At 54.2% G+C, this 10,657-nt stretch carries 8 protein-coding genes and 1 pseudogene; 4 read left to right on the forward strand and 5 right to left on the reverse strand.

All coding sequences use genetic code 11. From position 1 onward, the window contains the following. Nucleotides 1-421 precede the first annotated feature (421 nt). Both ACEWL3_RS20295 and ACEWL3_RS20300 read left to right on the forward strand, forming a co-directional pair. Nucleotides 422-707 (forward strand): annotated as a pseudogene (locus ACEWL3_RS20295) (transposase); the annotation flags it as partial. Between the two features lie 49 nt (nucleotides 708-756). Continuing rightward, nucleotides 757-1,885 (forward strand): IS3 family transposase gene (locus tag ACEWL3_RS20300; RefSeq protein ID WP_386185470.1). Its coding sequence is split into 2 segments (ribosomal slippage): nucleotides 757-1,001 and nucleotides 1,000-1,885, totalling 1,131 coding nucleotides; the frame shifts between segments, so codons are not numbered across the junction. A gap of 673 nt (nucleotides 1,886-2,558) precedes the next feature. On the opposite strand, the gene ACEWL3_RS20305 is transcribed toward ACEWL3_RS20300, so the two are convergent. After that, nucleotides 2,559-2,864, reverse strand: a complete 306-nt coding sequence (locus ACEWL3_RS20305) for a transposase (protein WP_386185443.1) — start codon at nucleotides 2,862-2,864, stop codon at nucleotides 2,559-2,561. Nucleotides 2,865-3,024: 160 nt separating this feature from the next. Between ACEWL3_RS20305 and ACEWL3_RS20310 the strand changes: the two genes are divergently transcribed. Further along, a complete protein-coding gene (locus ACEWL3_RS20310; RefSeq protein ID WP_386185441.1) occupies nucleotides 3,025-4,461 on the forward strand; it encodes a hypothetical protein in 1,437 nt (478 codons plus the stop codon). Nucleotides 4,462-5,120: 659 nt separating this feature from the next. Here ACEWL3_RS20310 and ACEWL3_RS20315 read toward each other — a convergent pair. Then, complete coding sequence (locus tag ACEWL3_RS20315) at nucleotides 5,121-6,155, reverse strand: GlxA family transcriptional regulator (RefSeq protein WP_386185439.1); 1,035 nt, start codon at nucleotides 6,153-6,155, stop codon at nucleotides 5,121-5,123. Between the two features lie 124 nt (nucleotides 6,156-6,279). Here ACEWL3_RS20315 and ACEWL3_RS20320 point away from each other — a divergent pair, with 124 nt between their 5' ends. Continuing rightward, a complete protein-coding gene (locus ACEWL3_RS20320; protein ID WP_386185437.1) occupies nucleotides 6,280-7,089 on the forward strand; it encodes a class I SAM-dependent methyltransferase in 810 nt (269 codons plus the stop codon). Between the two features lie 359 nt (nucleotides 7,090-7,448). On the opposite strand, the gene ACEWL3_RS20325 is transcribed toward ACEWL3_RS20320, so the two are convergent. The 3 genes from ACEWL3_RS20325 to ACEWL3_RS20335 all read right to left on the reverse strand — a co-directional run bounded on the left by ACEWL3_RS20325 (nucleotide 7,449) and on the right by ACEWL3_RS20335 (nucleotide 10,485). Next, a complete protein-coding gene (locus ACEWL3_RS20325) occupies nucleotides 7,449-8,834 on the reverse strand; it encodes an IS1182 family transposase (RefSeq protein WP_386185434.1) in 1,386 nt (461 codons plus the stop codon). 238 nt (nucleotides 8,835-9,072) lie between these two features. Further along, nucleotides 9,073-9,633, reverse strand: coding sequence for a hypothetical protein (locus tag ACEWL3_RS20330; protein ID WP_386185432.1), 561 nt, complete (start codon nucleotides 9,631-9,633; stop codon nucleotides 9,073-9,075). Nucleotides 9,634-9,678: 45 nt separating this feature from the next. Further along, nucleotides 9,679-10,485 (reverse strand): nitroreductase family protein, encoded by an 807-nt coding sequence (locus ACEWL3_RS20335; RefSeq protein WP_386185430.1) that lies wholly within the window; start codon nucleotides 10,483-10,485, stop codon nucleotides 9,679-9,681. Nucleotides 10,486-10,657 lie beyond the last annotated feature (172 nt).

The raw sequence follows: 10,657 nt of genomic DNA on the forward strand, positions 1-10,657 counted from the left end.
TAATCAATCACACAAACGAGCCAGAACCTCCAATGCTCAAGCCGCTCTGATGTCCCAATTTATATGACGACGGACAATGGGTCAATTCTCAGTGACAATTTATGGGGCTACCGGGTCACTTCTCGGCGGAAATCAACAGATTCTGGGGAAATCGTTCAGCAGCGTCTGGAGGAGTTGATTGCGGATGACGGACATTTTGCCTTTCCTCAGGAAGATCTTGTGAAATGGCTTACTGAAAACTAAAGGCAAATTGTAGCCGTATCAAGCATATATTGCGAGAGATGGGCTGGCGTCCTCACGGTTGTAAGTGGGGTGGTCGTGATCACAATCGGATAGCTTGGGTGCATCCCGACTATCAGACAGCTGAGCCTCCCCCTTTGAAGTGGTCCGCCCCTATAGTTAGGAAAGCGGAGGACCAGAGATGGCGATTAAGAGCCCCAAGCCCGAAGAGATTGTCGTGAAGTTACGGCAGGTTGAAGTTCTGATGGGGCAAGGCATGCCCCGGATTGATGCAATCAGACAGATCAGTGTGACTGAACAAACCTATTACCGCCCCCTCTCGGCAGCATGGCTTTGCCATGCGCCTGCCGGGCAATGGGAAGAAGAAGTACGGTGGAATGGGCACAGAACAACTCAAAGAACTGAAGCGGCTACAGAAAGAGAACGAGCGCTTGCGTCGCGCGGTGTCTGATTTGGACCTGTCGCGGTTTGATGCCGCTCCTTTGATAGCATTTAGTGCAACAAAGGAGACTGACTATGGGACTGAAACGGACGGACGAATTCCGGCAAGATGCGGTGCGGATTGCGTTGACCAGTGGACTGACGCGCAAGCAGGTGGCTGATGATCTCGGTGTCGGGATGTCGACGCTGAACAAGTGGATCACGGCGCATCGAGACATTGATGTCGTGTCGAAAGAGGATTTGAGCCTCGCCCAAGAGAATGACCGACTTCGGCGCGAGAACCGTATCCTCAAGGAGGAGCGGGACATCCTAAAAAAGCAACGCAGTTCTTCGCGAGCCAAAAGCCGTGAGGTTTAGGTTCGTCGAAGAACACCGGGATGTGTTTCCGGCAGCGCGCCTGTGTCAGATTATGGATGTCAGCATGCGCGGTGTACGTGCGTTCCGCAGTCGGCCAGCCAGCCGCAGGCAGCGATCTGATATGGTGACGTTGGCGCACATCAAAGAACAATCGCGTCTCAGCCTGGGCAGCTATGGCAGGCCACGAATGACCGAAGAGCTGAAAGAGATCGGTCTGAACATCGGCCATCGACGTGTTGGCCGTTTGATGCGTCAGAACGGCATATCGGTGGTGAGAACGCGGAAACATAAAGTCACAACGGACAGCAATCACAAGTTCAACATTGCTCCAAACCTGCTGGATCGCGACTTTGTGGCAGAGCACCCGAACCGGAAATGGGCTGGTGACATCAGTTACGTTTGGACCCGCGAGGGCTGGTTGTATTTGGCCGTGATCCTGGACCTGCATTCCAGACGGGTCATCGGCTGGGCAGTGAGTAATCGGATGAAGCGTGATCTGGCGATCCGGGCGCTAAACATGGCCATCTCCTTCAGGGCACCGCCTAAGGGCTGCATCCACCACACGGACAGGGGAAGCCAATATTGTTCCCACGATTATCAGAAGATCCTGCGCCAGCACGGCTTCAAAGTGTCGATGAGTGGCAAGGGCAATTGCTATGACAACGCCGCCGTTGAGACCTTCTTCAAAACCATCAAGGCTGAGCTGATCTGGCGGCGATCATGGGAAACCAGGCGGCAGGCTGAAATGGCGATCTTCGAATACATCAACGGCTTCTACAATCCACGCCGCCGCCACTCAGCATTGGGCTGGCAAAGCCCGGTCGCCTTCGAACGGAAAGTGGCTTAAACGAGCACTTGGGGCGGCACGAAAGCGCGACAGGTCCAGTTATGGACGCAAGTTAACAAACTATCGCTAATTTAGAACCGCTAAACGGTGGAGAGATAGTCCGGGTGATGAGCCCAGTATCACGTGGCACAAGCCCGGTTCAGGACTATCTGATGATATTTCCAACACAATGCGCATGAGGGGTCATGCGTCTGTTGTGTTTTATTGTCAAAACCAAACTTCAAACCACCGTCAACGACGAAAGCGGATCGGGGGCCCCCTGAAACTGGCGAGCCGCCAGTTGAAGCTCCGGGGTGCGATATGCTTTCAATATTCTAACACTATCCCCATATTAACCCCGTCTACATACAAGACTAAATACACCACATCGGCAGTTCGTTCTCAAACAGAGATATTTCAACTATTGTCTTGTAGGCAAATCCATCAATTACTGTAACGAACAGAATTACGATCTAGGTTTAAATCGTTGTTAATACAGCAGTAATTTAAAGTGGCTGTGCAGCCAGTTCTGAGCTATCCAGTCTGGGCAGAAATTCCCTGCTATCAGGGAAATCTACAGGGAAATTGAGTAAATATGGCCGCCACTCGGTTATTCGTGCGTTATTTGCCATATGAAAACAGTATCTTGCGCGTGATTTCCCTACATATGTTAACAGGGAAAATTTATGTATCATCAGCGAATTTTACGGGCAGAGCAGGGCGAGAAGCTAGAGACTGGATCTATAGCATTACTACGCAAATTTCGGCTTAGCGGACGTCTACGCATTTCGCAGCTAAGGGATTGAAAGAGCCCAACCCGTAAATTGGATTTTCTTGCTGCGTGCGCTCGCAGCGTTTTGCGGTGAAGCAAGCGCCGGTTTTCGATGGTCTTGTGCTTGATCCTTTCTCGTTGTTTCAGATTGGTTTCGCCCATTCCGCCGTACTGTTTGCGCCAGCGGTAGTATGTTTGTTCAACAACTCCGATCTGTCCGCCAACCACATGATTTGATTCAGTTGGGATTAACTCCGCAAATGTGCTAGAATCGTTCCCAAGTTGGAGGAGCGAGTTGGGATCTAACGAAGAAGAATTCGAAGAACCACTTATATTCGAACCGATCTTGCCTCGGCCGATATTTGAAACTCTGACAGAATCCAAAAAGATGACACGCGAAGAGGCGCTGATCTTAGAAGAGCAGGGCGAACTCTTCGACGACGAAGATTGGCCTCCTTTTGATCGTCAGCCAGGACACTTTCTCATTGATCAGGGAGGAGACACAGTACTTTTCAATGAACTTCCCGGGCGGGCATCAGGCATCATGTTTCAAGAAGCAGGCCGGACGGTGGTTCGCCGTCGTCGGCAAGGGCAACCGGGCTGTAACATCATTGCTTTTTTTGGACTGGGTCTCGACCTTCGTGATGGCAATGGCAGGTTCAGAAAAACGGTCTTACGCCGATTTTCTTCCCTTCAACCTGAATTGGCGATTTCCTCAAATGCCAGAGTTGGCGTGCGTATCAAAGTCACCAGCATAGGGGACCCGCCAGGAACATTGCGCATTGTTGTAACCAGGACCGCTCCAAACACAGATGCGCTACAACCAAGGGAATTCTCTGGTACCCAAGCCGAAGTTTTGGCTCAGATAAGTGCGCAGTCGGAAAAAGATATCGAGCTAAAGCCTCCTCCGGGTATGAACGACAGAGACAATCGTGTTGTTGTTGAACAGATTGAGGCTTATGCCCAATGGACACCAGAAGGGGGCAGGAGTTGCCGAATTCATCCGGTGGAAAAGCTGCAAGTTCGATGGGAATTTGCACCTAATATCACAAAATCGCATATGCGCGGAGGGCCACAAAAAACTGCTCAGGATTCACAAACAGCTGTTTCCCATGGCACGACCATAACTCCAACTCGAAATCCAGATGGAAGAACCTTTCTCGGATTCCCGATTCAAACATTTTATCCGGTCGAAAACGCAGAAAGATGTTGCGGTAGAGCAGGCACGCATACAGTAATTCAATTTGTACGGCATGAATGGAATTTGAAGGAAAACCCGGTGAAAGACGGCAGCGACGGCTGGAGTCTTGATGTCCTGAAAAGCGAAATTGACAGGGCAAATGCTGGGCAACCCTATGATCCGACGTTTACTCACAATCCAAGAGGAACAAGTTCGAACTCAGATCCACTAACCTATCCGGGGCCGGATCCAAATGGAGCCCTATCAATCAGTCAGGTGGATCGTCCGGGAATTTCGCCGGAACTCTTCCGTCGTTTCAACAATGCAAATCCAAATAGCACCTTTACGTTTCACTTTTTATCCATTTTGGTTTGTCGACGAGAACCCGCGAGTGCCAATGATTATATGCGCAACGGCAAGGTTCGGATGATCGTGGAATACAAGATAGAGATTAAGTTCAGAGAACGAGGTCGTGAACCTGAGGTTACATTGCATGAGCCAAAGAAGTTCCGTTTTAGTTCCTGCAAGAAGTTGAGCACGATTATTCGAAGGCTGGATTTGGAACGCAGACGTCGAGGCGAAGGTTCTATACGACGTGGCTATCGTTCTCCCAGAGGACACACTGTTGCAATTCCCGCGCAATGATCTAACTGGATGATTGCAGCCAGTCTAAGCCAGTCAGATTGGTAAAATTTACATCATGAAATACAGCTATCTGTAAGGCTCTGTGAGCAGCCCCACTTGAGTGGTCCAAATTGAAAGTTAGTGCATGATTGGCCTTTGGTCCATCGGTACGATGGCCTCTGGTGCAGGTGGGCGATAACCAACGACAAGAAGACTGAAGGCTGCGGGGAATGCCTTTGCAGCCTTCTTCAGGAAACGTGAACTCTTCGTCCAACCCGGCCAGTTCTTGCCACGGGTTTGCCGTTCGCGCGCGGCGAATGTCTCCTTCGACGGGCCGCGCCACAGCATGGCCGAGGGTAGGCCAATGGCAGCAAAGTGCCGTCCTTGATGGCAACCGGTGGGTATTACAAAAGCGTGCTGCATTTGCTCCAATGTCGGCTCTGAGCCCACAGCAGAAGTGCCGAAATTTTGCTGCGTGCGCTCGCAACGCTCCGATCCGCTGCACCGCAGTAGGAAATGCGGCCATTCAGGCAGGCCGCAGCAAATCTGAAACCACAAATTCACGCTGTGCGGACAGAACTGCCCTTCTTTTGCGGCGCGCGTTGTCCCATAAGGTGCCACGGCTTGAAAAGTCAGCGACGGTATCTGCGCGTCCAGATCGTCACGGAATGAAATCCACTTTATCGGGCAGAAAGAAAGCCGCTGCTCGAAAAGCGTCGCCGGTACTCCGCGGGGCTCAGTCCTGTCTTTTTGTTGAACAATCGACGGAAAGCGCGAGCGTCCGAATAACCCACCTCCTCGGCGATCGCGTCCACATAGAGTTCTTCCATCTCCAGGAGTTGCTTTGCTTCTTCGATCCTCAACGACTGCACGTAATCCGTGGGGCTGTAGCCGGTGGCTGCGCGGAAACGCCGATCGAAGGTCCGTCTCGGCAGACCGGACCGGGCAACCATGCGCCCGACCGCATCGCTTTTGCCGTATCCGTCGGCCAGCCATTCCTGGCATTCCCGAATAACGGCGTCTTCGTTCTGTAGCCGCCGCATGGGCGCCGCATAGTGGCGCTGCCCATCGGGGCGGGGATCAACGCAATAGAACCGGGCGGATCTAGCCGCATGTTCGGGTCCGAGAAACCTCGCGATGAGGTAGAGCGCAAGATCTTGCCAAGAGGCCATTCCACCCGACATCACGATCGAGTCGCCTTCGCCCGCAAAGGTGAGCGTGCGGTCCGGGCAGAACGAAACTTTGGGATAACGCTTTTGAAAAATCTCTCGCATCGACCAATGGGCAGTCGCTTCTTCACCGTCCAGGAGGCCCGCATCTGCCAAAAGGGCCGCGCCGGAGCAGGCACTTGCCAGACGGGCACCTGCTGTGTGACGGCGCAGGACCCAGTCGATTTCCGGTCCCAGCACGTCTTTCGGCCTGTCTGCTTCGCCGATCCTGAAATTGGGCAGACAGATGATCTCCGCGTCATCGGCTTCCTCAAGCGTCGCGTCCGGCATGACCGGGACTCCGCCTATGCAGCGAAACGGCTCCTTTTCGCGCGCAACTATCCTGACGCGTGTCATCGGCGGCCGAAAGGTCCCTTCCGTCAGGTAGGACCAAGCGGTTCCCACTGACGCCAAAAGGTCGTGCAGGCCGTAGAGAATCGCGCCTCTGCAACTCTCCGCCGCAAGAATGTCAATCCGAAGCGGATCAGCTTCAAAATTTCTGCTCATTACTTCGGTTTCCTTCTTTCCACTCATTTGGCCGAGATGGCCCGCACATGGCTAGTCTGGCCCTGACGCGAGAGGTCTTATGCATGTACATTGGCGCAAGCTACACAATCTGGAGGGAAAAGTCATGAGCTACGAAGGGTTCAAAAAGGCGGAAATTGTGGGTTGGGACGCGCGTGCGGGCACCTACAACGATTTCACGGGACAGGTCACAACCCAAGCAATTCCAATGCTGCTGGCGATGGCCGAAACGGCCCCTGGGAAGCGCATTCTTGATCTTTGTTGCGGAACCGGCAGGGCCGCGGGTGCAGCAGGGGCTTTGGGTGCCCATGCAGAGGGCATCGACGTGTCCGCGGCGATGGTCGATGCAGCTCGGGCCGCATTCCCGACTGTGGTATTTGATGTGGGTGATGCAGAGTTCATTCCGCGCGAAAATCACAGCTATGATGCCGCGATCTGCTCCTTCGGACTCATGCATGTTGGAAGCCCCGACGCATTGCTCTCCGAGATGGCGCGAGTCCTGAAGCCAGGTGGGCGCGTCGCGCTCAGCCATTGGATCGGTCCCCCCGAGTCCCCGTTGTTTCGGATCGTCTTCGGCACGATGATGAAGCTGGCGGACATGTCTGTCGTGCCGCCATCGCCGCCACCGTTTGCTCTCTCGACGGAAGAAGCCATGCGAAAAGCTCTGGAAAAGACTGGGTTCCAAGCGATTTCGATACTCCAGCTCCCGCTTGCCTTCAGGGCTCCTTCCGGGAAGTTCGCCGAGCAATTCAGGCAGTTCGCCGCAAGGGCCGCCATCATCCTGGACAAACAGGATGATGCCGTGTTGAAGGAAATCTATTCATCTTGGGATGCACAGCTGAAAGAATTCCTCGTGGACGGAGAATACCGGGTACCAATGCCTGCGCTCGCCGTCTCGGCCGTTCGCGGAACTTGAGCGAAACGGGCTCCCACTGTCTTGGCCAAATCAAGACTGCTTCGGGCTCCGAGCGGCCATGCGGTGCCGCAGCGATTGCCTATCTCCTGACGACTTGAGACCAGCCATTCACCCAGCCTCACTGGTGTGCCGCTAAAATCCTGTGAAGTTTCGTCATTTCAGAAAGGATTCGCTTGGCTTGTGCCATTTACTTTCAGGCTGCGGCTATTCCAACTTTACGCGGCGAGCTCACCGTTTGAGCCCAGAGTGCATGATGCTGCAAGCTGCGCCAACGGCAGGAACGAGCCGATTCTGTGGAAAAACAACGTGTTGCTGGCGCAGAAAGCGTGGTTCTGAACGGAGCGCGAGCGCCTTTTCTATCAGGCTTTGCGCGTTTGCTGCGGTGCAGGAAGGATCTTGGCTAGTTTACGGAGGTTTTGGGCGGTGGCGGCGAGGAGGAATTCGTCATTTGCGCCGCACGGCCCACGTAATCGCAGTCGTCCCAGCCCGAGAATGCGTTTGAGGTGGGCAAAGAGCATCTCAACCTTCTTTCTGAGCTTCATCGCAATCTGGTACTCTTCGGTTTTGGCCAGATTCCTGGCGACCTGACGCGCATCTTCGTGCTCCTCGCGGGTGATCTTGCGCGCATCGGCGTTGGGGCAGCATTTTCGTTTGGACGGGCAGACCTGGCAGACTTCTTTCAAGGCGCGATAGCGCGCTGTGCCCTTGCCCGTCGGCCCCCGGTTCGGATCGGAATAATTCCGGCGGAACTGTTTAAGCGCGTGACCCTCGGGGCAGATATATTGATCATTCTCAGCGTCCCATTCGAAGTCTGTGCGTGTCCAGGTGCCGTCGGGGCGTCCGGCCTTGTCGATTACCGGGATGTAAGGATCGATCTTGCGATCCACGAGCCAGCCGAGCATCGGGCCGGAGCCGTAGGCGGTATCGGCGATCATCCAGTCGGGGGCCAGGTCGAACTTGTCTTTCACCCGTGTCAGCATGGTCTGTGTCGATCCAACCTCAGCTTGCCGGATCGAACGGGTCCCTTCGACGTCCAAAATAACACCGTGATCCGTGTCGATCAGATAATTGTCAGAATAGCTAAAGAAAGCAGGCCCTTTGCGCGCAGCTGTCCATTGGCTGGCGGGGTCGGAATGTGAGGTGAACTTGGGCTGTACCTCGCTGGCCGCGCCAAACGCAGCCTCATCGAGCGTGTCGAGATACTCGCGGACCGCGCGGGGTGCATCTGCGGGATCGATGGTCGACGCATCCCATTGTTCCTTCGGTGTTGAGTTCTGCTTATTGGCATCCGCTTCAATCAGGCTGGCGTCCACTGCCATACGCTGCCCGCTGGCAAGTCCTTCTTCGATGCAGCGGGCGACGGTTGTCTCGAACAGATGGCGCAGCAACTCACTCTCCCGAAAACGCCCGTGCCGGTTCTTGGAAAAAGTCGAATGATCGGGGATGGGATCATTCAAGTCGAGGCGGCAAAACCAGCGATAGGCCAGGTTCAAATGCACTTCCTCGCAGAGCCGTCGTTCCGACCGGATGCCAAAGCAGTATCCGACCAGCAGCATGCGGATCAGAAGTTCAGGATCGACCGACGGGCGGCCCGTGTGGCTGTAGAAATTCGCCAGATGGGCGCGAATGCCGCTCAGGTCAACGAAACGATCAATGGATCGCAGCAGGTGATCTTGTGGGACATGATCTTCCAGCGAAAACTCGTAAAACAGTGCCGCTTGCGCTTCTTGCTTCGGTCCCAACATCGTCAAATCCCTCCAACAATACGGAAATTGAATCAGCAGTTCAGGCCGCAATCAAGGAAGAGTTTTTCAACAAATACACCTAAAGCTGACATTCGGTGGAAATTGTATGGCCAATTGCGGGCATCGGCCTCGTGTTCCAGAGGCTTCGGTCGTATCCGAACTGCCAAGTTTCGCCGCACTTCTAGTACCTTAACTCAATTAAAACATTCTGTGCGCAACGGTTCTTACCGCAATGCGACTAATGTCGCTCGAACGGTCGTCCAATATCGATCCTGATCTTAGTTTTGGACGCAAATCGCTTGAGCCTTTCACGCAGTCGCAGCACGATGCCGACAACCAAGGTCAGAAGCCCCACGAGCGCGAGGCTCCATTTCGTGACCGTCCACTGATTTGCCATTGCAGCCATGTCGGATGTCATGGCGTCGGGCCCGGCGCGCAACATCACCGACAACGCCATATTTTCCAAGTAGTCTATTCCAACTGACGTCAATGATGCTGTGCCGATTATGAGACCTGGCAATCCCGGAAACAGCCAGCGGTAGCTCAGGAATAGAACGGTCCCCAAGAGCGGCGGAAAGACCATGTCGAGCCAGAGTTGCGGGCCGAGATATATCGCTGTGCCTTCTTCCCCAAGCGCCGCAAGAAAGTTCTGCGCTTCGGCGAAAGAATAGCCGGTGAACCGCGTGTCAAGCAGTCGCAAGCCTCCGGACATTTCTTCGATCTTTGGAACCGACCAGAGGTTCATGGCAAGCCAGACCGCAAGCATCGCGGGAAGAATTACCCAGAAAATTCGTGGCATCGTCCTCTCCAGTGGCCGCGCAAAAAGGTAGTCGGGATGCAGGAGCTATACTTCCCTTACCAACTCACGAAATGGAAGCCTTGCTCGGGGGCTCAAAAGGCCTTCAGGCGTTCCTTTGCCCGCACCAATCACCATTGTGACCTCCGCAGTTGAGGCCAAGCCAAGCAAGGCGCTGATAGCGCGCTTGTCGACCCCGGTCATCGGGCAGGATTCGTACCCATGCGCGGCCAGTGACAGCATCAGGTTCTCAGCGGCAAGGCTTGCCTGAATGTGACCGTATATGCGATGATCCGCCCGCGTGACCGGCTCGTGCACGGTCGGCGTGCTGCGGCCCCGATACCAGAACATCAGCCTGCGTTTGAGATTGTGGAACCCCAGGCGATCCGTCTTCATCAGCATTGGAACGATCTCTTCATAGTAGTCTCGAATCGGCCCTTTGAAGGGCTTGCGGCCACTGTCTGTCATGATGTCCGACATTTTCTTGAGGTGCGATTGCCAAAGATCGACTCGCGAGACCACAACGATCAGCTCTCCTGCCGTCACCGCGCCCGGCTGATCGAGACAAAGCTCTGACAGACACGTTCGTTTTTGCGCATCTCGGACCCAGTAGAATTCGTAGCACTGAAGATTTGAAGCGTTCGGGGCCAGAATCGCGTCACCGAAACAGTCTCGCATCACCGCATCGGGTATCGGTTCACCATCGAATTTGCGAATGGCGCGACGGCCCCGAACGGTCTTCTTAAAACCGGGGAGCGCGGTTGTCTCGAAAAGCGGGTTTGGCCGTTCGTCCTGAGCAGCGACTACATGGTCCAGATTGCCCATTTCACTCAGCGGGTTTGGCGTGCCGGGCATCGAAGTCTCTCCATCCAAAAGAGCGAATTATGTCCTGATAATGCCCGAGTACATCGGTTGCATTGATCTCGCTCAATGTGCGAAGTCCCTCGTTTTGCTAATCAAAGCCAATCAAAATGCAATCAAGACGAGGGGGCTATGGAGAGCTCTGACGAATACCAATCAGCAAAGA

Source organism: Sulfitobacter sediminivivens, assembly GCF_042611115.2.
Classification (GTDB): Bacteria; Pseudomonadota; Alphaproteobacteria; order Rhodobacterales; family Rhodobacteraceae; genus Sulfitobacter; species Sulfitobacter sediminivivens.